Here is a 23143-nt window from a genome sequence, read left to right on the forward strand (position 1 = left end):
TTATGGCTACCTTTTTGGAAGTCGATGCCGAGCTTAAACGTACATTAGGCTTCTTGCCAGATGATGAAGCTTTCGATGTTCAATCAGAGGAAAGACTTAAAAGCCTGCTAGTTGGTGCTGAACTTTATGTTCAGAATGCAATTGGCGAAGATGATAAATTTTACCAAATAGAAGAGATTAAAGCGTTATACAAATTAGCATGCTATGCAACAGCTGCTAATTGGTTTAATCATCCTGTATCTGCAACGGCTAGTACAACTGCAATGGCTATTATTGGTCAGTTGCGAGGTAAATTTGCTTCGTACGAAGAGGAGGAGCAGCAAAATGGTTCAACTTCAGAATGCGGATCGACTGAATCAGGTAATTAAGTTTGGCACGATTGACGATGGTGAAGATATTAACGGCTCACCCGTTAAAAAGTTTGTCCAAATTGGCAAACCAACTCTGTGTGGTAACTGGCAGTTAACTACCAATCAAATCATTCAAATGGATGGTTTAGATAAAAAGCAAAGCTTTATTGTAATTTGCCACCACCGTAAAAGTTGGGCTGGTATTACTGATGCGGAATTGAATGGGGAGCAATACAATGTGGCAAATATTTACCAGGATCCATATAACAATCCGACAGCTTATGATCAGATTGTCCTAAAGAAGGTTGGTGATGCTAATGACCTATGATTTAGACAAAAAGCTTGAAGATTGGTATCAACAGGTCGAAAAAGCCTACACCTTTACACCTGCTCAAAAAAGCAAGGTCACTGGTGCAGGCGCAGCTGTTTTTGCTGAAGTATTAAAAGGGAACACGCCAGTTAGTTCAGAACATTATCGTACCGCTCGGTCTGTGGGCCATATTAACGCTAGTCATGGTCTTAAGCCGAGAAAAACTAAGCACTTACGTGATTCAATCACGTTTAAGCCTGGCTTTACGAGTGAAAAAGTAATGGCTGGGGACACAACAGTAGGTTTTGAAGATAAGTACCAGGCAATGATTGCCAGATACGTTAATAATGGCACTGCTGGGATGAGTCCTAAAGAAGTTAAGAATATGCACTTTATTGAAAAATCACAATTGATGTCAAGAGATGCCGTTCTTAAAGCAGAAGCTAAAGCACTGAAGGAAGTGATGGGATTATGACCGTTGCAAAACGGGTAGTTGACGCGCTGAACTCGGCTGGCATAGATGGTTTAGGGAGAGCCTATTCATACTTAATACCAGCAAGTTCGCTTACTTCAGAGACCAAAGCATTAATTGCAGTCTCTGAAGTAACACAATTACCAATTGAACATGGCAGTAATGCCTATGGTCAGATTCAAAAAGACTTACAGGTCAAAATTTGTTATCCAAAAAACAGTCAAGTAGACGCAGACGATTTAGAAAAATCAGTTGCGTCTATTTTAATGCAAAAAAAATGGCGTAGACAGCCAGACAGCGGTCACTATCTCGATGATCAAGGAAGATTAGAGATCGATTTATATTTTAAAGGAGAAAATTAATGGAAATTACAGGTTTAGATGACATTATTGTTTGGAGCTATGATAAAAATGGCAAATTAAATGTTGATCCAGACAATGGTGGCTTTACTTATGATGGTGATAAAGGAAAGGTTTTTGACCCAACTACTGGAGAAGAAATAAAAGGTCTATTTAAAATTGATATGGCTTCTTCTAAAGGTGCAACACAAGCGAATATAACTGGATTAGCTCCAACAGTTAATAAAGTTTATGGTTCAAATGCGGTTGCTGAAGCTAATGTTGGCGTTGAACAGCCTTCGATTGCAATAGCTGCTAACGATATTCCTCACGTTATCTATGATTTACTGACTGGTTTAGTCAAAGATAAATTTGGTGGTTTTGCACGAAAAGGACGTTCTAATCCAGCAAATGGTGGTGTAATTGCACATTCCTATAACACACACAATCAAATTGATTTGTATTTTGGCTTTCCAAGTGGAATTTTTGTTCCTGGAGAATTAAATATGCAAACTGATACAGAAAATCCTAGTGTAGTACATGATGCTTTAACACTTAATGCTCAAGCTAGAGAAACAGATTTGTTACTTTACGAAAAAACGTATTCGGACGAACGTGATTTTGATTATGTTAACATGTTGAAATATTTAACTGGTCAAACCACGACAGACAATACAGCTGGTAGCAAAACTCCAACAGATGCTAATGGTAATCCTGTTACACCTGGTTCCGGAAACAGTTCAGCAGCTGGCGAATAATTAATTAAGCAGGGTGGGTAGTGGTAGGCAAATCAAAATAAATATCAAAGAACGGTATGACAGCCGTTCTTTTTCTTTCGAAAGGATAAATATTATGTCAGTAAAAATTAACGGTAAGAAATTACATTTAACAACTTTTGAAGTACCAACTAGTGGTAAAAACATGCGTATGTGTCTTGTGGCCCAACGTGATTTAGCGAAAGAAAGCGAGAGTTTCGATGCTTTTAATAAAAAAGTTGATGCTCTCAAAAAGGACGAAGAGCTTGATAGTCAAACAATGATCGACTTCTATGATGCTCAAATTAAGCTAATTGACACATATTCAAAATTTTTACAACCTATCTTGAATTTATCAGATGAGCAAACACAAAAATTGGAAGATTCCGATTTTAAGGATGTGGTAGATCTTGCCAATGAAGTAATAGCAAAGGTTTTAGGATTAGATTCTAGCAAAAGCACAGACACTAAGTGATCAAGATCCAGTCAGTGAATATGACCAGATGATCGAAGATTATGATTACACGATTCAGCAATTACTGGTTTTTGGCCATATGTCTCCTAATGATGCAGAGAACACTGATTTTCCAAGATTAATTGAAATAATGAATGCTCGTCCACGAGATGATAGGCCTAAGTCATTGTGGGACTTTGCAGCAGATTTAGACAAACAAGGAAGGAGGTAACCAGATGTCAGGTAAAATTCCTGTTGGCGGTATGGAAACCGATATTACTCTAGACGGTAGCCAGCCAGTTAGAACGTTGAAAGAACTTCGCCAAGCGGTAACTAATTCTACTACGGCTTTAAAAGCACAAGTAGCTCAGTTAAAGGCTTCAGGCCAGTCGGCAGAAATTGCAAAAGCTAAATATGACGGCTTAAAAAACTCTATTGATAAGCAAAAAGACTATATTGCAGGTCTTACCAGAGAGCAAAAGCACTTAGTAGAAGCCCAAAAAAATGTTGATCGCTCAACCAAAGACGGGAAAATAGAGTTTGGCAAATATGGCGAACAAATTGCTAAAAATGAAGGTCAGATTCAACGTGCTGAAACACGTTTAGCGTCTTTGACTAGTCAGCAAACCAAAGCTAAAAGCTCTTTAGAATACTACAGGTCTGGACTTGCCTCCTTACAAAAAGAGTACAAAAGCACTACTGAAGTCACGAAAAACTATGTTGCCAGATTAAAAGCTGAACACAATGAGTTCCAAGCAACCCAAGTTCAGATGAACAGTTACAAGTCATCTTTGACAAATTTAACTGAGCAATTAACCAAGCAGAAAATAGAACTAAAGCGTGTCGCAGATGAATCAGGCAAGAATAGTGAGGCTTACAGAAAGCAAGAGAATCGTGTTAACAAAACAGGAAAATCTCTTGCTGAATTAAAAAATAATCAAAAAGAAGTACGTGCTGAATTCAACAAGTTCCATCCGACAGGTATTAGTGTTGCAGACAAAGGTATTACTAGACTTAGACAGAGTACATCTAAATTAAGTTCTGCATTAAAATCTTCTTTAGCAAAAGTAAAAACGGCTGCTGTGGGAGCCACAGCTGTTGTAGCTTCTCTTGGCGTTTTTGCAGTTAATGGTGCAAAAGAAGCAGGCTCTCTACAGAAAGTATATACAGAAAACACTAACTTACTGGTTACTTCTGGGGAGAAATTAAGAGACGTTACTCATGAAGTAACGGGTATGCAGAAGGATGGCCGTAAATACTCCATTCAGTATGCTGAATCTCAACAGAACATTGCGAATGGCTATCAAGAGCTAATTAAGCGTGGGTATAGTGGTCGCCAGTCATTAGGCGCAATGAAGGCTATTTTGCAAGCGTCTAAAGCTTCAGGTGATAGTTTTGCCGATACCATGCAAGTGACGACTTCCACTTTGGAAGCGTTCGGCATGCGTACCAAGTCAACTGCTGGAATGTTGCAAAACACCAGAATTGTAGCTAACAAGCTTGCTATGGCTGCCGATGCGACTGCCACTGACTTTAAATCACTTGGAATAGGGATGAACTATGTTGGTACCTCTGCTAAAACGGCAGGTGTCACATTAACTCAGACCGCCAGTGCAATGGGTGTTCTTTCTAACTCTGGATTGGAAGCGCAACAAGCTGGTACTGGTTTGCGAAAGATCCTAATTAGCTTGCAAAATCCTTCAAAAAGTGGTGCTAATGCTTTTCATAAATTTGGCTTATCTGTTAACGATTTTAAAGATAAAAGTGGCAAACTTAAACCTATTGCTACTATTTTCAGGGAAATTGCAGACGCTGTGCCAAAAGCTGATCGGTCTAACTTTTTCCATAATGTTTTCGGTACTACTGGTCAAAATGCAGCTGCTATTTTAGCGACAAACACTAAAGAACTTAGAGAAGTCAATAAGCAAGTTGCTGGTGCTTACAAGAATGACTATGTTGGTAAGCTTGCCCAGAAGAACATGAAGGCTACCAAGAACCAGGAGAAGCAATTCCATGAGGCAGTCGATGCAATACGCATAGACATTGGTAGTGCAATGATGCCTGCCTTGTCTAAAGCTTCAACAGCCCTGGTTAAAGCCTTCAACAAACCAGAAACAGTCAAAGGGTTAAAAGAAATCTCAGCTGGTATTGGCAAAGTTGCTAATAAAGTTGCAGACTTCATAACTTGGCTTGGAAAAGGCAATAATGTTTCTAAAGTTACTAATCTTGGTAAGCATTTGCTGGAAGCTTTTGCAGGCTGGAAACTGCTAAAAGGTATTGTGTCTGTTAAGCGTACATTATCCGACCTGTTTACTGGCATTCTAGTTGGCAAACACAATCAGGATCAGTATAACGCCGCTTTAATAGCTACCAAAAAGTTAATTAAGGACAATATTGCTGCTCAAGAAATTTTAAACAAAACAGAAAATGGTGGTTCCTCATCACTGGGGCTTGGAAAATCTGTTCTAGAAAACGCTGGTAAAAAAGATGCAGAGAAGTATGTTTCTGGCGTTTCTAAGAATATTCTAAATTCTAAAGGCAAAGTTAAGTTTAGTGCCTTATTTAAATATGGAACTAAAGCAGCTGAAGATGCAGGTGCAGTTTCAGGTCTTGGCTGGGCTCGCAAGTTGGTCGGTAAAATAGGTAATGCTCGAGTTCTTGGCAAATCAAAATGGATGAGTATATTTCATCCAGCAACAACAGCTGCAGAAGATGTTGGTGCAGCCAGTGGTAAAGGCTTAATTGGCAAGCTTTTACCAATAACGGTTAAAGGCTTTGGCAAAGTGGCATTAGGTGCCACAGCAGCATTTGATGCAATTGATATTTTCCGAGGGTTAAGTTCTCACAAAGCTAAACAACAACAACATGCACAGGGTCAAGCAGCAGGTATGTCTATTGGAGCAGGCTTAGGTGCTGCAGTGGGCTCTATCGTTCCAGGAATAGGAACTGTAACTGGTGGAACATTAGGAGCCTCTCTTGGCAAAGCATTTGCTGATTATACTCCAAAAATTTGGGCTGGCTTAAGACACCAGGCAGATGGTTTTGTTCATTACTGGAAAAAAAGTTTTATTCCAGCCTTACAAGATGTCTGGAACGGTTTTGTTAAAAATTTAAATAAATTTAATCTAGGTCTAACTAATGCCCAAAAAGGAGCTAATTCTAAAAGCTTTCTTTCACAGATGGGTGCATATCTCTCTGCTGGTAGTGATACCAAACTTAAAGCTAAAGCCCAAAAAGGTATGGAACGGGGTATTGATAATTTTTGGAATGGCATTGGTAAATGGCTTAACAGCGATTATAATGCTTCGAAAAAGAAAAAGCCTAAGAAGTCTAAATTAAGCGCCACTGATGAAAAGGTTATGGCATCTGCTATGGATGTTTCTAAAAAGTCCATTAGCAACGTCAAATCTATGTCTAAGGCTTTAAAAGAATATGCTAAAAACTTAGGCACTGTCAAAAAGACGATTAAAAAGAACGATCCTTCAAAAGAATTAAACAGTGTCAGTAAAGCCCTGTCTAAGCATGAAAGAACCTGGAAACGACTTAGCAAAGATATTAAACCTATCGGGGACGCATTTAAATATTTAGCTACTTTTGCCAAATCAATGGCCAAAGTTGATGCATTTAAGGCTCTAACCAAAGATCTTCCTAAACTGGAAAAATCTTTAAGCAAAAGCAAAAAAGGCATTGTTAGTGGCCTGAAAGACTTAAATAAAGCCTTTGGCGGTAAGAAAGACGGTATTTACACTAAGGTTAAAGACGTTGCTAAACAGTTTGATAACCTAGACACCAAGATTTACCACCTAAACAAAAAGCTAGATGACACCACCAAAGACTTTAAAGAAATTGGCAAAGTTACAAAGCAGTTTACTAATAAAAAGAACAATCCATTTGCCAACATGGCCAAAGGTCTAGATAAATTTAACAAGACTTTGAAGGCTGACACTAAAGCCATTACCAAAAATGTAAATAAGATTACTAAAGCATTAAATGGTAAAAAGGGCAGTGGCCTGATTGATAAGATTAAGTCGGTTAGAAAGCCCCTTAATGATGTCAACAAGGATATTAGCAACATTGCAAAGCATATCAAACCGATTTCTAGTTTTGTAAAAGCATTAAGCAAGCTATCAGGTAAAAAAGGCTCTATCAGTCAGCTTGATTCAAGCATTAAAAAGTTAAGCAAAACCATCAAGAAAAACAAGTTTGGCGAACAAATTGCCAGTCAAATTAAGAAGGCTGATAAAGCCTTCTCCAATCGTGGCAAAAACGATTTCGTTGTTCAGCTTGAAAAAAAATTTAAACGAGCTGAGAGTGCTCTGCGTAAGTTTAAGAAACAGTACCAGAAAAACTGGACTAATCTTTGGAATGGCTTGCCGAAAAAGGTTGCTAATTCACTTAAAAAGTCACGTAGCAAACAATCTAGTGGCTTTAAGGATTTGATTAATAGTTTTGAAAGCAATGCTAAGACCTTTAATTCACACTTCAATGACTGGTTATCATACCTAGAAAAAGTCTTTAAAAACACTTTTGAAGTTGACATACCTAACTATGCAGACAAGGGCATTGCTAAAATTACCTCTGCCGTGGAAAATGCTACCGACACGCTAGATATTGCCGATGCATTCCATTTTGCAAATGGTACTGATTGGCGCAAGCGTTATGGTGTACCAGCTATTCTTAATGATGGTGACGATAGCCCAGAAACAGGCAACCGTGAAGGCGTATTGAATCCTGATGGCACTATTGAAGTTGTTAATGGCCGCAACGTTAAACGCAGGCTTATGCCTTGGCAAGACGTAATTAATGCGCACGATATGGCCACCATGTTTGGCAAGGCCTACCATTTTGCCAATGGTACTAAGCGTGTCATTAAAGCCAATGCTGACAATAGCAAGCTGATTAAATTAATTGACTCTGAAATTAAAAAACGGGATCACAGGTACCAAGATGCCAAAGACCATCGTGACAAACTAGATAGGAGACGTGATAAGAAAGATTCAGCTGCTGAAAAGAAACGAGCTGAAGCCAAAGCTAGAGCCAAATCGCAAAAGAAAGAGCTGGATAAGCTTGGCGATCGAATTTCAAAGGCTCTCAAAAAAGGCCAAGCTGATCGTGCTAAAAATTTAACAGCTGAATTTAACAAACTAAGCAAGAAGTATTCTGCTTCTAAAAAAGCCTCTAAGAAGCCTAATAAACACGCTGGCCAGACTTTAGTTGATCAAGGATTGCTGACTGGTGCAAGTCATAGAATTGGTCATTCGCAGTGGATTAGTAATTCATTGTTTAAAAAGCTGACAACAGCTCCGAAAGCAAAGAAAAAGACTACTTCTACCAAACGTAGAACAACAACTAGACGTAGGAGCAGTAGTTCTAGCTACAGCGTAGGGACAAGAACCAGCAGTGCTGTCACAAGAGTTAAGGCTAATTCTAAGTCAACAAGTTCTCTTGCAAAATCTTTGAGCAAATTAAAGTCTAAGACTATCAAGGTTACTGTTAAAGTTAAAGGCCAGTCTTCAGTTAAGAAATTAACTAAGGCTATTAAAAAGGTCAAAGGCAAAAAGCCTAAGATCAAGGTCAAGGTTACTGGTACTTCTAGTCTTAAAAAGCTACAAAAGAGTATCACGACAACTCATAAGCGTGTTACTTCTTTGGACAAGGCTGTTAAGAAAAATAAGTTTGGCAACGAGATTGCTAAACAGGCCGAAAAAGCTACCAAATCATTAAAAGGTAAAGGTGACTTTTCTAAAACTTTCAGCAAGATGGTCAAAGATGTTGCTAAAGACATTAAGAGCATGAAGAAAAATGCCACCAGTGAATTTGAATCCATGGAGAAAAAAATAAATTCTTCCATGAAGAAAATTCACAATGGCGTAGTCAAGCTTGCCACCAGCACAGCTACTGGTTTTAAAAACGCTTTGCACAAAATGATCGGCTATGCCGGCACTGATATGAAAGGCACGATTACTCAGTTAAACCGTGGTATTAAAGGCATTAATAAAGTATTGTCACAATTTGGCGGCAATACAGCAGTTATCAAGCCAGTTAAATTCGCTCGAGGCACTGTCAATGGTGCTTTAACCCACGATACCTTAGCAATGGTCAATGATGCTGAATATGGTCCTAAACAAGAAGCCGTTATCCGTGGCAATGATGTATTGTTACCGAAATACGACAACCAGATTGTTAAATTACAGGCTGGTGACAAGGTTCTTAATGGCTATCAAACTTTGGAGCTGGCACATAGCTTTGGCTTGCCACACTTTGCCAAAGGCTCTGGAGTAAGCCACAGTGCTCTGCGTAAATTTGCTGAAAAGAGCCTGAAGAACTTCGCTCAAGCCTTCAAATCAATGTTCACAAAGAACGTTGTTACTAAAGGACATAGGATTGAAAAAGACTTTACTGATCTGAGCAAACGCTCAAGCATGCATTATGGTGAGCCGTGGTCACAGGCTATCTGGACAGTTATTGAAAATGCTATTGGAGACGGAATCGGCAAAGGTGGCACACGAGAAGCCTTCTTACGTTACGCTGAGAAGACCTTTGCAGGTGTTAAGTTTGTTATGGGTGCTGCCTCTAAAACAGCTAGTGACTGCTCTGGTATGGTCTCACAGGCACTTAAACACTTTGGACTAGATATTGGCCGTACAACTGTGGCAATGCAAAACTCAGCTGGTGTGCAATATCTAGGCAAGGATATCGCCAAAACATTACCAGGTGACCTGGTAATCTTCGGCCATGGTGCAGGTGCAGCAGGTCACGTTGGTATTGTTAAAGATCCTGAACGGGACACAATGTTCAATGAGACACCACCAAGTGCACGTGTATCTCGTATCTCAGACAATAAGTCAATGGGTTATGGATTCTATCGCGTAAAAGGACTTCATAACGCCAATAGCAAAAAGCATAAAGGTCCAACCAAACAACTTTTAGCACTGGCGAAAAAAGAGCTTGGTTCAAAGGCTATTGCCTGGATTAAAAAACATCTTAGTGAAACTATCAGCTCTTTCAAAATAACTGGCGATATTGGCACACGTGCTAATGTGTTGGCCAAAGCTTTAAAGCAACTTGATTCACACGCTACTAAGAATGGTATTACAGCTATTTTGGGTAATTGGTCGCTTGAGTCAACTCTAGATCCAAGTTCTGTTAATCCAAAAGGTGGTGCAAGTGGCTTGGGTCAATGGTTAGACAGCCGTCTAACTAGCTTAAAAGCTTACGCTAAAAAGCACCATAAGAGCTGGCAAGATGCAGCAACACAATTAGAGTTTGCCCTGCATGGTGATGATCCAGCTGATAGAGCTACCTTCAAGTCAATTCTGGAGGGCAAAGGCAGTGTTGCTTCCCTTGCTGGTAAGTTTTCAGCTGAATGGGAACGTGGAGGCTACAACGCTGGCCATATTACTCGCGCTGAACAATTAGCTCCTTCAATCAAGTTTGCCAATGGTGGTATTACTGATAAGCCCGCTATTTTCGGTGAAAAAGGGCCTGAAATGGCAATTCCATTAGTTCCAACCAAAGCCACTCGTGCTTGGGAATTAATCGGAAAAGCTGTAGGTATTCTTTCCAATCAGACTGGCTTTAATTCTCAACAGCCAGTTGTTGATCAGAAAGAAAAGAAAGAAGAACACGAATTTAGACAAGCAGTATTATTACTCCTGCAACAATTAGTTAATAAAGATGGTTCAGCAAACATTACTTTAACTACACCCGATGGGCGCACTTTGTGGGAAGTTGTTGAACCATTTTTTAAAGAAAATCAACGCTCAAACCAAATTAAGCAAAGGAGGGGTTTAAGTGGTAATTTCTAATAACGTTTCAGGTTTGATCTATCAAGGCAAATCATCGGCAGACTTAGGCGTTATGGTGCAATATCCTGCTGATCCTGTCTTTGCAGTACCAGATCTTAATCCCACTCATATACCTGGTCGTTCGGGTGATTTTATTGAAGATGATAATTCTTATCAGAATGTAACTAAAACGTTTAATATCATTGTTAATCGTCCCCTAGATGTCACGCAGTTTGATTGGGAGCGTGAGTTCATCGATTGGTTGGCAAGTCCTGTGGTGGAGGGAAAAAAGCAGTATGAATATTTACAGTTTGATATTGATCCGCAATACGCTTATAAAGCCATTGTAATGACTGCGCCAACAATTAATTGGGATCCGCAGACTCCAAATTTAGGTACTGGTCAGATTACTTTTTATTGTGAACCATTTGAATATCGAGTTAATGGCATTAGCTATATTGATTTGCCCAAAAATGGAGATGTTTATAATGGCGAATCTAGAATTGCAATACCTAACTGGCACTTTGTAACAAAGGGATCATTTATGTTAACCGTTAATGATCTAAGTTATCAATTTGACAATTTAAACGGCGAGTTTTGGCTCAATGGCGATACAGGTGATACAACAGATGCTAGTGGCACTTTGTTTAATAATCAAACTCACTTTCCTAACTTGCTGCCACCAGAATTGCCTCCTGGTCATAATAATATTTCAGCTACAGCCGAAGCAGGGATAATTACCCAAATCGAATATATGCCAAGATGGAGGCGGTTAATTTAATGGCAAAAATTACAATTGGTAAAATACCAGAGATAAATTTTGAACAATATGATTACCTGCTAGATTATCCCCACTGGTATCAAAGTGTTAACAGTGATTTTACGACACCTGGTCTAACTTTACGGGATGCTATTAGTTGTCAGGTAACTTGGAATTATAACCAGTTTCCAACTTTGCAATTAACATATCCCAGAGATGGTATACATGTTAAAAAGCTAGTAGAGAATACCTATATTCTTGCAGACGTTAACTATAAGTTTGTACATCAAATTTTTAAAATTGTGCATGTTCAACAAGAACAGTCACAAGTAGTAATAGATGCTAACCATATTGCGTCAACACTTAATGATGCAACAGTGTCCGATACTATTCAGTTTAATCCTGGATCTGCTCAAGATTTAATGAATCAGGTGCTCAATATAATGCAGCCTGCCAAAAGCTTTACTTTTGATAGCGACGTTCTCAGCGTAAGTAATATTAATATTGAAAAAGGTCTACAAGCAGGTGCTATTTTGATTGATCCTGACCAAGAAGGAGACACTGCCGTTCAATCAGTGTTGGGTCTATTTGGCGGAGAATTAGAGTTTGACAACTTTGATATTCATCATTCAGCACATGCAGGCTCAGACACTGGCATAATTGTTGATTATGGTAAGAATGTTCAGACTATCTCCCAAGACCGCAATATTGAGAACATGTGGACTGGCGCAGTATTTGTTGTTACTTATACTCCTGGGCAAGCCATTGCGACTGAAGATAATACGGATTGGAACAATTGGGATTCAGACTATGCCAATGTAGCAAGTGTCTATATGGCTGGTGGTTCTGTTAACATTTATGATTCACCAGTAGAAGGGCAGAAACTGCTAGACACCCTAACGAACGGTAACAAAATTAACTTAGGTAATCCAGTCCATGATGGTGATTTTACGCCCGATGGTAAGTATCAGATTAATACTGTTAATGGCGATGATTGGTATCCAATTAAAGGCGGCGGCTGGATTGACGCTAACTGGCTTAATTTTGATCAAAGCGGAGACTATTTAGTCAACAATATAGTTGGTGACGGTGTTGTTCAGGCTGGCAATGTCTTTGACGAAGATGGTGCAGGTTCACGAGTTAGCGTATCAGGCACAGCAGTTGTAGCTTATAAGCCTGGTGGCGTAATCCATGTTTACTATTCACCAGAAATTGGGGCAGATCATTATCGAACTGGTCAAACTTATAAGAATGGTGCGATCGTCCACTATGATATGGTTGAGCGCAATCAAAATGGGGACTTATGGTATCGCATTGGCGATCATCAATGGCTATATGGTCCGCATTTGTCATTAACAGAAGATGGAAGTTATAAGTCATACACCAATAGCGGCTATGGTTACATTAAAGATGGTGCTATCAAATATCAGTGGGACGCAAAGAATCATAAGATGATCCCAACTACCACTACGATCGATGCCCACGGCAGCAGTAAACAGCCTTATCGATGGGTTGGCTCTGGTAAAAATAGACATAAGGTTCCGAACAAAGCGTATTGGCAAGAAAAAAAGAAAAAAGTTAAGGTCAAGGCACATTCTGGCATGGCTGAAATTGACAAAACCATTGTTCAAGGAGGGACAACTTATTATCACACTAAGTATGGTTGGATAGCCTCTGGCTCTATTGATTATCATAAGGACGGTAGCGTTAAGCCAAAGTCGTGGGATCAAATCCTAGAGCAAAAGTTAAAAGACCATTCCAAAGTTGAAATTTATGATACCCCTGATAGTCGCAATGCTTCTAACTGGTCGATACCTTCAGGTGCTAGTTCAGCAAACGGAGACTTTACTATTGGTGGCCATGAAGCCAAAGGTGGCGATGGCAAAACTTATGTCGAAGTTACATATAAGGGACATACAGGATGGATTCCTGAAGACAATTTAACCAACTCTACTCTTCATGCTCCTGACGATACTGAAGATAGTGATGGTGATGATGATGGCAGCAGTTACGATGCAAGCGTGGATGAATCGCAAAAAGAAGTTGTTGTTAAAGTTGGACCATTGTACGCAGAAGGCTTTGGCATTGATCCCAATATCGACAAAGTTAATACAGTGGATTTAAGCAGTAATTTTAAACATGACGACCAAGACCTATCAGGACAACAGCCTGATGGGTCTTTTGTTGCAACGCAAGCAGATATTGACCAATTAACACAGCTTGGTAATAACTATCTAAAAGAACATCGATATGGTCATATTGATGTGTCTACAACAGTTGGATATGCAGAAATGTCAGGTATTAATGCCGATTGGACACAGCTTAGCCTTTACGACAGTGTTTATGTCAGGTTTCAACCATACGATATACAGGAAACAGCTGAAGTTTGTGGTACTGTTTACAACTGCCTAGACCATCATTATGTTCAAATTCAACTAGGACAACCACCTGAAAGCTATTTGCATTTAATGCAAAAAGAGATAGAAGATAAGTCCAGCGAAAAGTTTAAACGTGCCAAAAATTCAATTAATCACGTTAAAGACTTTGCCGGGTATATTAACAAGGCTCTAAAACTTGAAGGCGAAAATCGTGAATTAGCTTTTCAAAAACTAGCTAAAGAGCTAGGTGACGAAAAAGAAGACCTAGAAGTTTTCGAAAATCACATGAAAGAAATGGCTGTTAAAGTTCAAGAATTTGGCGATTGGATTAAAAACGGTGGTGAGGATGGCGTTGTCCTATATCCAGTTAGTGCTGATGGCACTAAATCTTGGGATAACGTAGTCGAAATTGATGCTGCTGCTAGTGATCACAAGATGGTCTTTAACAATCGTGGCTTAGGTTGGTATGACATTCAAGGCGGCTTCCATGCTGGTATTGGTTGGGATGGCTCTCATGGCAAACTTTATGTTGATGAAGCTATTATCCCTAAATTAGATGCCAGTCACATTGATGTTGACACAATTCATGCACTTGGTACGATCGAAGGTTCTTTAGAAGTTAGTGACAGAAATGGGGGACGGACTATTCAAATTGGTAATGCTTATGGCGGAGACCAATTTGGTATTTATATTGGCAACAATACGTTTATTGAAGACGGTATGATTAGCACACCATATTTAACTGTCCATGGACTAGGAACTTTTTATGAAGTTGATGTTGGACAAATAACTATTTCTGGGAGATCAATCAATCGTGACGATGGTCATGTAATGTGGTCAGCTTCTGAACATACTAATTTGGGAGCATACATTAATGCTCATATTAAGTCAAGCGCAATAATTGGAGGCTCAATTTGATGAATGAAAATATGTTAAACAGTGAACAGTTAGTAGCACAAAACTTAGCTGGTCTTATTGCTACAGAATCTCTTGAAATTGGGCATTTGAAGCAAAAGATTTTGCAATTAAATAAACGAAATGCTCAGCTAGAAGAAGATAATAAAGCATTAAGAAGGGAGGTCAATAAACATGAGCCTAGCCGTGATAAACCTAGCGACTAATAAGACTGAAAGCATAGTCAGTGATCATGTCCGAAAAATAGGACAAGGCGAAAAAGGCTTAACGCTGGAAGTAATAATCATGGATGCAGATAGTTCGGGATATGACCTGACCAACAAAGTAATCACTTTTTCTGAAAATAAGGTCGGTGGCAAGATCGTTGTTGACAGTGCAAAAGAAAACTTTGAGCGACTCAACGATACTGCTGGGCGATTCAGATATAAGTTAGCTGATTCTGTCTATGCAGCCAGTGGCGAAGCATGGTTTAGCATTAGCACACCGTCAGGGGATGTTATTGATACAACCAAGAGCTTTAACATCGAGGTCATTGAAGACGCCACTATCCACATTAACAACGATAACTACGTGTCCACACTTACGGCACTGGAGACGCATTATAAGGCTATTATCCAGCGTACGGAAGACGATAATGCGGCTTTGTTGGCTAAATTCAATCAGCAAATCAAAGATGCTGTTGATACGGGCAACAGTAATATTCAAAAAGTCATTGATTCAGCTAATGAATTAATTGCTAATTGGAAAACTGAATTAAGCAATGAACAGCAAGCCTTAACTAATTTGCAAAATGATTGGAAAAAACAAACTGATCAAATTAATACAGATTATCAACAGCAGAAAAAAGCAATTCAAGCCGACGCTAATGATCAATTAGCTACTAATAAAAAAGCTAATGATGCTGCGCTTGCTAAACTTGAAAGCGATAAACAGACTGCAATTGTAGATTTAACTTTAGATTTACAGAATAAGTTTAATAAAATACAAGCTGATTACGTTAATTGGAAAAATTCAACTGTTACTGATTTTCAAGGTCAATTGGATAAGCTGCAGAAAGAGCTAAAAAATGATGAAGATACGCAGGCAGATATTCAAAAAGCAATAGATGCAGCTAACAATGCAATTAGTAAGATTAAAGACGTTGATTTTACACAATATGTTAAAAAAGAAGATTTTAACAAAACCATTGCTAATATTAATACTATTAATAGCCCTATGGATATTGACACTACGATTGACCCTGACAAAATAACAAAGGCCGGTTTTTATATTGCTAAAAACGGTTTAGCATTTGGGTCCTATAAGGCACCCCAGGGATATGTCGCTGGGAAACTAACATATCTTTTACAGATTGCTGGAGAGTCTTCGCTGTATGGCCAACCGTATTGGCATCAGTTTGTTTTGCAACCAAACGTTGGAAATTATGAAATATGGCACAGAATTACCTACGATACAGGTGGCAGTCTGATATATACATATACTTTTATCAATTTAAAAGACATATATTCTCGTGTTAAGCAAATAAGCATTAACGGTGGTTCTGCTGCAAAACCAGATAATGACGGCTTGGTTAAATTAACTGTTCCTGATCCCGACTTGTCAAAGTATGAGACTAAAGCTGATGCAGAAACTTTAGAAAATATGCTAACAGCTAAGATTAATAATCTTCCAATATCAACAATGCAAAATAGCATTAATTTAGCCCTTAATAAGATAACGGCACTTGAAGCTCGCGAAACGTTCCATTACTCAAGCTCAATTAGCGATGCTAAATCCTATTCAGAGAATAATCCACAAGTCTTAGTTGGGTCTAAATAAGGAAGTGATGCAATGATAATTAATGACAATGAAGTTAACCATCTATTTCTAAAAGGTCAGCAATTTGATTCCACCGAAGTGATTGGCAAAGAAGTTAAGTTTTTAAAAGAATTTAGAACCAATTACGCTTTAGCACCCGACGGTAAACTCTACAATAATGGCTCCGCTTCTGTTTATGAAGCGGGAACAACAGGGTTTGTGATTTTAGCACAAGCCATGGACTGCTTTTATGTAGCTAACCCAAAAATAGGTGTAATGTCAGATATTAAAAGCGGGTGGGTTCAAGCTAGTGATGTAAGTATTTTATAAAAGGAGAAAATTATGGCAGACGAAACAACTAATACTACAGAAAATAAAAATTGGCAAGATGTAGCCAATAACTTAAAAAAACGTATTGATAACGATAGCATGTTTGTGCAGGTTGGCTACAAGTCGTGCGATGGCATAGATGGCGCCGACTGTGAACCTATGTTGTTAACAAGAAAATATGACCATGACGTATGGCCAATTGTGGTGAGTGAACCAACAGGATTTAATAATCCAAAATATGATTGGCGGACTCACCAATGGTTTGAACAGGATGCTACTAATAATAGCTATCGTTTAAATGAAGTTGAAAAAGCTGTCAAAACTTTAAAGCAATCAGATGAGCAGGTAACTAAGGACAACAATGATATTAAAGATAAACTTAACACTATTGTTCAAGGGCAAGCGGACATGTTAAAACTAATTGGCAGTGCCACTAGTCCTAAGGCTCCAGCTACCAGCGATAGCACACAGAATGGAGGCACTACTAATGCTTAATGATATTTATAGAGCGCTAGTCACACAGTTTTATGAGGCTAAAATGTATGGTAAAGCTGATGTGGCTTATTTTGTGCAGTTAGGTTGGTTAACAGATAAAGATTACCAAAAAATAACGGGTGATAACTATGTTGCGCCGACTTTGTCATAATATTGATAATAATTTTGTGCAATTTATTATTGGGGCGTCAATCATTGCGATTGGTGCTTCTCTTTGGTTAGACAGGAATTATTTTTTCTGGCCGCCAGAATTAACTAAAGCTATGAACGATCAGCGACTGGATCTTATTATTATGTTTTTAGGTTTCGGACTTCTCGTAATGGCCATAACTGGTAACAGAAATAAGGCTTGGCAACAGATATTTTTAATTTTATCCGGATCAGTCATTTTTATGCTTGCATGCATTCAAATTTGGCATGCTTCTTTGGCTCATGAATTACGCATGGCACATACGGTTATTGAAGACGCGGTAATTTTTATCTTTATCATTTGGATTGCATGGAAAAGTTAAAGAGGTGGTTTGGTGAACATATTTGTCAGCGCATTGAGTGTAATAACTGCTCTAATTGGAGCTATAACTACACTGCTTGCGTCACTTCATACAAGTCACCACGAAAACTATGGAGATAAATTTAAAACGCTGCAGCAGGAGCGAGATAACCTGCTAGAAGATTATCAGAATGAGCGCAAAAGACGAATTGAGCTTGAAGAAAAATACGAAAAATTAAAAAAGAAGTTAGAGGACACTAAATAGTGTTCTTTTTTTGTTGAAAGGATTTTTAAAAAATGAGTATCAGTGAGATTTTAAATTTCGGATATTATGGACTGATTGCAGTTGCTATTATTGTTTGGATCGGTTTTAAGCTGTACAGCATAAATCACACCATTAAGAATAAGTGGCTGGCACAGATACCTGATTTAGCTGCAGCATTTGTTCATGAAGCAGAAACTACTAATAATGATGGTTCAGCCAAAATGAATATTGTTGTAACTAGCGTAGCCAACATTTTACGCAAATATGGTATTAATATTACTCCCGAACTTGAAGAAGCAATCAAAGCATATGCTGAAAAAGAGCTAGCAGAAACTATCAATGCTGATAAAGCTAAAACTGACAAAGGGGTGGCCAATAATGAAACTAAATAAAAAGTATGCACTGTCTGTAAATGAGGGTGCGTCAACACTTGCTGAAAGAGATTTTATTGTTGTACATTCAACAGCAACACCTAATGGTGAAGCCTGGGCTATTGCCCACAACATGAAGGCTGGCATTAACACGGCACAGACCTACGTGCATTTAGTTGTCGACGACAAAGAATGCTACTTAGTGGGTGATCTAGGCTATGTAGCGTGGGGCTGTGGCTATTATGGTAATCAACGCTCGCCAATGCAGATTGAGCTGTGCGAGTTTTCTGATAAAACACGAGCTAAGAAAGCCTACCGCAATTACATTGGCCTGATTCGTGAATACGCTCAAAAGTATGGTATTCCGTTAACACTTGATACCTCTGCCAAACGTGGTGTTAAGACGCATAACTGGATCACACAGCATTTAGGCAACACAGACCATAGTGATCCATATGGCTATCTTTCAAAAATTGGTATTAGCAAGGAACAATTTGCACACGATATTGCTCATGGTGTAGGTGGCAAGGCTACTATAACGAAAAAAATAGGTAAGAAATCATCTTGGGTTAAAAAGCCAGGTATCTTTATTTTAGGCAAGGCTTTGAAACTACATACCTCACCACATATTAGTGCACCAGCTATTGCTACACTCCCTAAAGGCAGTGCAATTAAGTATGATGCGGTATTGCAAGGTCCTAAACGTCTATGGTTAAGACAGCCTCGTGCTAATGGCTATGGCTATATTGTCGGAAAAGACAAGTACGGTAAAGCCTTAGGAAAGTTTAAATAAAATGCTTAAAGCTTAGGTGAAAAATGCAAAATAATGAAAAATATAGCAAATCAGATATCGCAAATTGGTTTGTAGAAAATAGTAAAGCTGGTGATGCTACACCTAAAAAAATGCAAAAACTAATGTATTATGCATATGCTTGGGGATTGGTCTTTTTTAATGATTCTGTTAATAATTTGCAAAATAAGTTATTTAATTGTAAGTTTGAAGCTTGGGTACAGGGCCCCGTTGACCCCCAGTTATATTCCTGTTATACAAATTTTGGCTATAATCCTATTTCACCAAAAAAGTCCTCGACACCTATTAAAAGCCCCGATGTATTAGATTTAATTCAACAAATAAATGATATATATGGTGAATTTAGTGGTAATCAGCTAGAAAGATTAACACATCAAGAACAGCCGTGGCTTCATGCTAGGGGTGATGCTAATCCACTAGATCCAAGCGAAAATGTAATTTCTGATAAAGATATGTATATTTTTTATGGTTCAAAATTAAAGTAATGCAAAAAAATATAAAATAAGCCACTCAGATTAATTTCTGGGTGGCTTATTTTTTCTTGCTTTTATGATGCCTAGTTCGAGGCAAAGCTTTTATTGAATTATAATTTTTAAATCCAAGTTGGTTTGCCAATTTATTATCTTTTCCAACGATTGTTTTGATTGACCTGTATATATTTCCAAAGTCATACTTAGGATTTATATAATTCATCATTGAAACAATAATAAAAATAACAATGCCAATTCTGTCAGAATACCTGTTATTATTATCTTTATATAGTTTCTTCGCATATTTCTTCGGAATCTTTGGGTGAGTTTTTAGTTTAATATCTATTAAATCTGAATTATGACAACAAATGTTTCTGACCAAAACTAAACAATCAATCCACGATTCCAAAGTGACATTATTAACATTAAAGAAAAGTGCTAAATTCTTTCTATTTTGTGGTGAAGCGAGTTCAATATACTTTTTTAACTGTCCCAAAGTTAACGTATTAACCATTAGCCAAACTGTAGGAAAGCCATCCCGCAAATTTTTTTGATTGGTTGTACTGGGGTTACTAGCATACCTCATCTTTTTTAATAAATTCTTTTTGAAAAAATATTGTTGTTCTTCAATATAAAAGCGTTCATTATTTTTCCTGTCACACCATGAACTAAAATTTAAATACCCGAAGGGCCCATACTCTTTACCTAAAATATAAGCAAAAGTGTTTTCAAGGTATACTTCAATGCATTCAATGGCATGTAAAATATAAATACGTAAATTTTTATCTTGATAGTAACGTGTCACTAATTGATCAAAACTTATATTTTTAAAATTAGCTTTGCCCTTGTGCTTAGCAATATTAAATGGAAATGCAAATCTTTTTAAATCATAATATCCAATACTTGCAAGGGTTTCAATGTTAATATCATGATTGTCGTTTTTGCATTTTATGCCATATTCAGATAATCGTTTTAATTGTTTTTCAAAATCTAATTGCTGAGGATTTTTCATTTTTATTTTTTATTTATATACAAAAAAGGCTTCCGTATTCAGACGTATCTGGCACAAAAGTGACAACGGAAGTGGTTGATTTACAATTAAAGTATCACATTATTAATGATCATTGTCAATAATAATGGTAAATATTTTTTCCATAATATGTAAATATTTTAAAATTTGTAAGACATTTATTTCTACAAACTAGTAATGTTTAAATCAAAAAATATAACTTCATTTTTACAATATATTTTTATAAAATAGTTGACAATGTACTACAATGAGTGTATCACATAATATGTAAAAGGAGGTTCAAATTTATGGTAACTGATGCCAGAAAACGTGCAAATAGTAAGTGGGACAAAAATAATAAAGACCGTTTATTATACTTAAACAAACGTTCAACTACGAAAAATTTTATCTTAAAATTAGCCACTGAAGAAGATCTGGAAAGCATTGAAGAATATGTGGTTGAGCGAAAAAAAATTCTAGAAAATACTTGACAATGTACTCTAAATAGTGTATTATATAATTAGAAAGTAAGAAGGAGGTCAGCAAAAATGATCGTTAGACAAATTAAAGTAGCATTTTATCACAATGTAAAAACTGGTGAATGGTGCAAGAATGCTCCTGCAAAATACGGTGATGAATTCTATGATGACTTTGATTTTAGCGAATATCTTTCATCAGCTGACTTCCAAAGAGATTCCGATGATCCAACTAAAAGCCCTAACCGTAAACGCTTTTGGAGATTAAGAAAACACGTTTTTACTAAATTCACCAACAGTGGTAAGCTTTCTAAAACAGAACTTAAAGGGTTATCAACTGATGAAGCTGAGGTTTTTAAAAATGCTGCTGAAGAAAAATTAGCTGCAATGTTAAAATTAGAATCTGAAACTAAAGCTGACACAAAACGTGCATTGAAATTAGTTAAAATTATTAATTCAGCAAACTGGGACAATATTCAGAATAAAGACCTCGCTGTAATTAAAGTTAAAAATAGCCACTCAAGTTGGTATAATGGTGGTGAAGGTGAGTTACATAGCCCTAGTGAATACCTGACCGTTGTCCCGGATAGCGTTGTAAAGGAAGCTAAAGAGCTTCAGGCAATACGCAGAAAGCACCAAAACGATGCTACCTTTGATTTCAGCAATACGTCATATAAATGCCGTGAAATCAGAGTTGCTGATCACAACAATCAAGACAGTTACGCTGATATTGATTCAATTACTGATGACTGGACAAAAATTTTTAACTCTGAATTTTAAAAAAGGATTTAATATGTACTACTCGTTTGACTCTACAGACTTAATCAACGAATTAGAAAAAGACATTACTGAATTTGGCAATACTGATGTTTGGGCATATTGGAAAGTAATGGAGAATGGTCAGGAAATATATTTCGACTATTTCCCTGTGAACGATCCAGATGAAATAGGCAATCCAGAATACACGGATATTGAAAATTTTGATAAAGAAGTCGCAAAAACTTATCCTAATTTTTTAAGAAAGAAGATTAAGTCTATAGATCTTCTCGAGAATTTAAAAAAAGAAAACGAAACCATATAAAAACGCCCTGGTTAACCGCTAGGACGGTTATTTATTTGTCAAAAAAATATTTAAAGCCTTTAAAATTGCGCTCTCCGCACTACCATTTTATAATAAAAACAAACAAATGTTTGGTGGGAAAAATGGAAAATAATTTTAACGATACTGTAAACAACTTTTTTAAAAACTATCAAGACAGAGGTATGAAAAAATGGCAAGGTTTCATGCTTAGTGACCATATTGCTGCTCTTAATAAAGACGAAGAAAACAATGCTAAAGAATATTCCGAGAAATACTCTATGTCTGAAGTTGAGATCAGCCAGGTTTTACTACAAGCATTCGCAAATAATAAAATGGTTTCTGTTCAACTAAAGGAAAAAACTTTGGACAAGAAAATACAGCCTGACATTGAAGGCTTAGTTAAAGGGTACAATGGTAATAAAATAATAATAAATGATATTGACGTGGAACTTAGTAATATCAATAATATCCAAATAAAAACATAACCAAAATTTGCCCATCAATTTGCCCATCAGTGATATAGTTTTTATAAATTTATAAAATGCTATTTCCTATTAAATCAACGTTTTATATTTATAAAATTCTATAAAATACTATAGTTTTCTTCGGTTCGAGCCCGGATATCCCAATAATTACATTTTTGCCTTTATATCAGGTTATTTAAACACTGGTATAAGGGCATTTTTGTTTTTTTAAATTTTTTCCAAATTACCTGAAAGACATATTTTAGACGGCATATTTTTTGTAAAGTAAAGACGGGCTAATCTTTGATATATCTGTCAAAATTAGAAGAGTTTGGAATTAAAATTACTATTATAAATTACCTCTGGGAGTGGTAACTATTTATTTTCTTTCTACATTTTTTCTATGAAAAATTAAATTGTAATGATTACTGGCTATAAAATGACTATAGGTAAGTTCAGATTAACATATAATCCTAAAACAAACTGGTGGAGATTATAAAGCTTACCAGTGACGCCTATAATGAAAAAGAAAAATAAAACAAACAAGAAAATTTAAAATTTCAGT

At 37.2% G+C, this 23143-nt stretch carries 25 protein-coding genes; 24 read left to right on the forward strand and 1 reads right to left on the reverse strand.

The window, feature by feature from the left end; translation table 11 throughout:
• Positions 1-2: 2 nt before the first annotated feature.
• The 20 genes from LDM90_RS08110 (at position 3) to LDM90_RS08205 (ending at position 19563) form a co-directional block, all read left to right on the forward strand.
• On the forward strand, positions 3-368 hold the full coding sequence (locus LDM90_RS08110) for a head-tail connector protein (RefSeq protein ID WP_223896949.1): 366 nt from the start codon (positions 3-5) through the stop codon (positions 366-368).
• Entirely contained in the window at positions 325-678 is a 354-nt protein-coding gene (locus LDM90_RS08115) for a phage head completion protein (RefSeq protein WP_223898786.1), read from the forward strand. The genes LDM90_RS08110 and LDM90_RS08115 overlap by 44 nt, the downstream gene beginning before the upstream one ends.
• Positions 668-1135 carry an HK97 gp10 family phage protein gene (locus tag LDM90_RS08120; RefSeq protein ID WP_223898788.1) on the forward strand — a complete coding sequence of 156 codons (468 nt, stop codon included), beginning with the start codon at positions 668-670 and terminating at the stop codon, positions 1133-1135. The genes LDM90_RS08115 and LDM90_RS08120 overlap by 11 nt, the downstream gene beginning before the upstream one ends.
• Complete coding sequence (locus LDM90_RS08125; RefSeq protein WP_223898790.1) at positions 1132-1494, forward strand: DUF806 family protein; 363 nt, start codon at positions 1132-1134, stop codon at positions 1492-1494. The genes LDM90_RS08120 and LDM90_RS08125 overlap by 4 nt, the downstream gene beginning before the upstream one ends.
• Entirely contained in the window at positions 1494-2228 is a 735-nt protein-coding gene (locus LDM90_RS08130) for a phage tail protein (protein ID WP_223898792.1), read from the forward strand. Before LDM90_RS08125 ends, LDM90_RS08130 begins: the two co-directional genes overlap by 1 nt.
• Before the next feature lie 94 nt (positions 2229-2322).
• The gene (locus LDM90_RS08135; RefSeq protein ID WP_223898794.1) at positions 2323-2700 is read left to right on the forward strand and encodes a phage tail tube assembly chaperone; all 378 of its coding nucleotides are present in this window, start codon (positions 2323-2325) and stop codon (positions 2698-2700) included.
• 28 nt (positions 2701-2728) lie between these two features.
• Positions 2729-2911: a hypothetical protein gene (locus LDM90_RS08140; protein ID WP_223898796.1), complete on the forward strand. Its 183-nt coding sequence runs from the start codon at positions 2729-2731 to the stop codon at positions 2909-2911.
• Between the two features lie 4 nt (positions 2912-2915).
• Complete coding sequence (locus tag LDM90_RS08145; RefSeq protein ID WP_223898804.1) at positions 2916-10487, forward strand: phage tail tape measure protein; 7572 nt, start codon at positions 2916-2918, stop codon at positions 10485-10487.
• Positions 10474-11247, forward strand: a complete 774-nt coding sequence (locus tag LDM90_RS08150; protein ID WP_223896941.1) for a phage tail protein — start codon at positions 10474-10476, stop codon at positions 11245-11247. The genes LDM90_RS08145 and LDM90_RS08150 overlap by 14 nt, the downstream gene beginning before the upstream one ends.
• Entirely contained in the window at positions 11247-14522 is a 3276-nt protein-coding gene (locus tag LDM90_RS08155; protein WP_223896940.1) for a phage tail spike protein, read from the forward strand. The genes LDM90_RS08150 and LDM90_RS08155 overlap by 1 nt, the downstream gene beginning before the upstream one ends.
• Complete coding sequence (locus LDM90_RS08160; RefSeq protein ID WP_223896939.1) at positions 14522-14725, forward strand: hypothetical protein; 204 nt, start codon at positions 14522-14524, stop codon at positions 14723-14725. The genes LDM90_RS08155 and LDM90_RS08160 overlap by 1 nt, the downstream gene beginning before the upstream one ends.
• Positions 14694-16337: a hypothetical protein gene (locus tag LDM90_RS08165; RefSeq protein WP_223896938.1), complete on the forward strand. Its 1644-nt coding sequence runs from the start codon at positions 14694-14696 to the stop codon at positions 16335-16337. Before LDM90_RS08160 ends, LDM90_RS08165 begins: the two co-directional genes overlap by 32 nt.
• A gap of 12 nt (positions 16338-16349) precedes the next feature.
• Positions 16350-16646, forward strand: a complete 297-nt coding sequence (locus tag LDM90_RS08170; RefSeq protein WP_223896937.1) for a hypothetical protein — start codon at positions 16350-16352, stop codon at positions 16644-16646.
• A 12-nt stretch (positions 16647-16658) separates the two neighbouring features.
• Positions 16659-17141, forward strand: a complete 483-nt coding sequence (locus LDM90_RS08175) for a hypothetical protein (RefSeq protein WP_223898806.1) — start codon at positions 16659-16661, stop codon at positions 17139-17141.
• Positions 17134-17292, forward strand: a complete 159-nt coding sequence (locus tag LDM90_RS08180; RefSeq protein WP_187154318.1) for an XkdX family protein — start codon at positions 17134-17136, stop codon at positions 17290-17292. Before LDM90_RS08175 ends, LDM90_RS08180 begins: the two co-directional genes overlap by 8 nt.
• Positions 17270-17653: a hypothetical protein gene (locus LDM90_RS08185; RefSeq protein ID WP_223898808.1), complete on the forward strand. Its 384-nt coding sequence runs from the start codon at positions 17270-17272 to the stop codon at positions 17651-17653. Before LDM90_RS08180 ends, LDM90_RS08185 begins: the two co-directional genes overlap by 23 nt.
• 12 nt (positions 17654-17665) lie before the next feature.
• Entirely contained in the window at positions 17666-17896 is a 231-nt protein-coding gene (locus tag LDM90_RS08190) for a hypothetical protein (protein ID WP_223898810.1), read from the forward strand.
• 32 nt (positions 17897-17928) lie between these two features.
• The gene (locus LDM90_RS08195; RefSeq protein ID WP_223898812.1) at positions 17929-18288 is read left to right on the forward strand and encodes a phage holin, LLH family; all 360 of its coding nucleotides are present in this window, start codon (positions 17929-17931) and stop codon (positions 18286-18288) included.
• Positions 18275-19060, forward strand: a complete 786-nt coding sequence (locus LDM90_RS08200; RefSeq protein WP_223898816.1) for an N-acetylmuramoyl-L-alanine amidase — start codon at positions 18275-18277, stop codon at positions 19058-19060. The genes LDM90_RS08195 and LDM90_RS08200 overlap by 14 nt, the downstream gene beginning before the upstream one ends.
• A gap of 23 nt (positions 19061-19083) precedes the next feature.
• On the forward strand, positions 19084-19563 hold the full coding sequence (locus tag LDM90_RS08205; protein WP_223898818.1) for a Panacea domain-containing protein: 480 nt from the start codon (positions 19084-19086) through the stop codon (positions 19561-19563).
• Positions 19564-19609: 46 nt separating this feature from the next.
• On the opposite strand, the gene LDM90_RS08210 is transcribed toward LDM90_RS08205, so the two are convergent.
• Entirely contained in the window at positions 19610-20560 is a 951-nt protein-coding gene (locus tag LDM90_RS08210) for an Abi family protein (RefSeq protein ID WP_223898820.1), read from the reverse strand.
• A gap of 305 nt (positions 20561-20865) precedes the next feature.
• Between LDM90_RS08210 and LDM90_RS08215 the strand changes: the two genes are divergently transcribed.
• The 4 genes from LDM90_RS08215 (at position 20866) to LDM90_RS08230 (ending at position 22599) form a co-directional block, all read left to right on the forward strand.
• The gene (locus LDM90_RS08215; RefSeq protein WP_223898822.1) at positions 20866-21048 is read left to right on the forward strand and encodes a hypothetical protein; all 183 of its coding nucleotides are present in this window, start codon (positions 20866-20868) and stop codon (positions 21046-21048) included.
• Positions 21049-21105: 57 nt separating this feature from the next.
• On the forward strand, positions 21106-21813 hold the full coding sequence (locus LDM90_RS08220) for a hypothetical protein (protein WP_223898824.1): 708 nt from the start codon (positions 21106-21108) through the stop codon (positions 21811-21813).
• 13 nt (positions 21814-21826) lie between these two features.
• The gene (locus LDM90_RS08225; protein WP_223898826.1) at positions 21827-22114 is read left to right on the forward strand and encodes a hypothetical protein; all 288 of its coding nucleotides are present in this window, start codon (positions 21827-21829) and stop codon (positions 22112-22114) included.
• 122 nt (positions 22115-22236) lie between these two features.
• Complete coding sequence (locus LDM90_RS08230) at positions 22237-22599, forward strand: hypothetical protein (RefSeq protein ID WP_223898828.1); 363 nt, start codon at positions 22237-22239, stop codon at positions 22597-22599.
• Positions 22600-23143: the final 544 nt, after the last annotated feature.

The sequence above is a fragment of the Lactobacillus huangpiensis genome (assembly GCF_019972815.1).
In the GTDB taxonomy this organism is placed as follows: Bacteria; Bacillota; Bacilli; order Lactobacillales; family Lactobacillaceae; genus Lactobacillus; species Lactobacillus huangpiensis.

Bases quoted from the DNA above. Each gene is read 5' to 3' on its own strand.
- LDM90_RS08130 (WP_223898792.1), top strand. From the start codon at position 1,494: ATGGAAATTACAGGTTTAGATGACATTATTGTTTGGAGCTATGATAAA.
- LDM90_RS08115 (WP_223898786.1), top strand. From the start codon at position 325: ATGGTTCAACTTCAGAATGCGGATCGACTGAATCAGGTAATTAAGTTT.
- LDM90_RS08140 (WP_223898796.1), top strand. From the start codon at position 2,729: ATGATCGAAGATTATGATTACACGATTCAGCAATTACTGGTTTTTGGC.
- LDM90_RS08120 (WP_223898788.1), top strand. From the start codon at position 668: ATGACCTATGATTTAGACAAAAAGCTTGAAGATTGGTATCAACAGGTC.
- LDM90_RS08135 (WP_223898794.1), top strand. From the start codon at position 2,323: ATGTCAGTAAAAATTAACGGTAAGAAATTACATTTAACAACTTTTGAA.
- LDM90_RS08145 (WP_223898804.1), top strand. From the start codon at position 2,916: ATGTCAGGTAAAATTCCTGTTGGCGGTATGGAAACCGATATTACTCTA.
- LDM90_RS08195 (WP_223898812.1), top strand. From the start codon at position 17,929: ATGAGTATCAGTGAGATTTTAAATTTCGGATATTATGGACTGATTGCA.
- LDM90_RS08175 (WP_223898806.1), top strand. From the start codon at position 16,659: ATGGCAGACGAAACAACTAATACTACAGAAAATAAAAATTGGCAAGAT.
- LDM90_RS08225 (WP_223898826.1), top strand. From the start codon at position 21,827: ATGTACTACTCGTTTGACTCTACAGACTTAATCAACGAATTAGAAAAA.
- LDM90_RS08230 (WP_223898828.1), top strand. From the start codon at position 22,237: ATGGAAAATAATTTTAACGATACTGTAAACAACTTTTTTAAAAACTAT.
- LDM90_RS08200 (WP_223898816.1), top strand. From the start codon at position 18,275: ATGAAACTAAATAAAAAGTATGCACTGTCTGTAAATGAGGGTGCGTCA.
- LDM90_RS08180 (WP_187154318.1), top strand. From the start codon at position 17,134: ATGCTTAATGATATTTATAGAGCGCTAGTCACACAGTTTTATGAGGCT.
- LDM90_RS08205 (WP_223898818.1), top strand. From the start codon at position 19,084: ATGCAAAATAATGAAAAATATAGCAAATCAGATATCGCAAATTGGTTT.
- LDM90_RS08160 (WP_223896939.1), top strand. From the start codon at position 14,522: ATGAATGAAAATATGTTAAACAGTGAACAGTTAGTAGCACAAAACTTA.
- LDM90_RS08215 (WP_223898822.1), top strand. From the start codon at position 20,866: ATGGTAACTGATGCCAGAAAACGTGCAAATAGTAAGTGGGACAAAAAT.
- LDM90_RS08155 (WP_223896940.1), top strand. From the start codon at position 11,247: ATGGCAAAAATTACAATTGGTAAAATACCAGAGATAAATTTTGAACAA.
- LDM90_RS08125 (WP_223898790.1), top strand. From the start codon at position 1,132: ATGACCGTTGCAAAACGGGTAGTTGACGCGCTGAACTCGGCTGGCATA.
- LDM90_RS08220 (WP_223898824.1), top strand. From the start codon at position 21,106: ATGATCGTTAGACAAATTAAAGTAGCATTTTATCACAATGTAAAAACT.
- LDM90_RS08210 (WP_223898820.1), bottom strand. From the start codon at position 20,560: ATGAAAAATCCTCAGCAATTAGATTTTGAAAAACAATTAAAACGATTA.
- LDM90_RS08185 (WP_223898808.1), top strand. From the start codon at position 17,270: ATGTTGCGCCGACTTTGTCATAATATTGATAATAATTTTGTGCAATTT.
- LDM90_RS08165 (WP_223896938.1), top strand. From the start codon at position 14,694: ATGAGCCTAGCCGTGATAAACCTAGCGACTAATAAGACTGAAAGCATA.
- LDM90_RS08110 (WP_223896949.1), top strand. From the start codon at position 3: ATGGCTACCTTTTTGGAAGTCGATGCCGAGCTTAAACGTACATTAGGC.
- LDM90_RS08170 (WP_223896937.1), top strand. From the start codon at position 16,350: ATGATAATTAATGACAATGAAGTTAACCATCTATTTCTAAAAGGTCAG.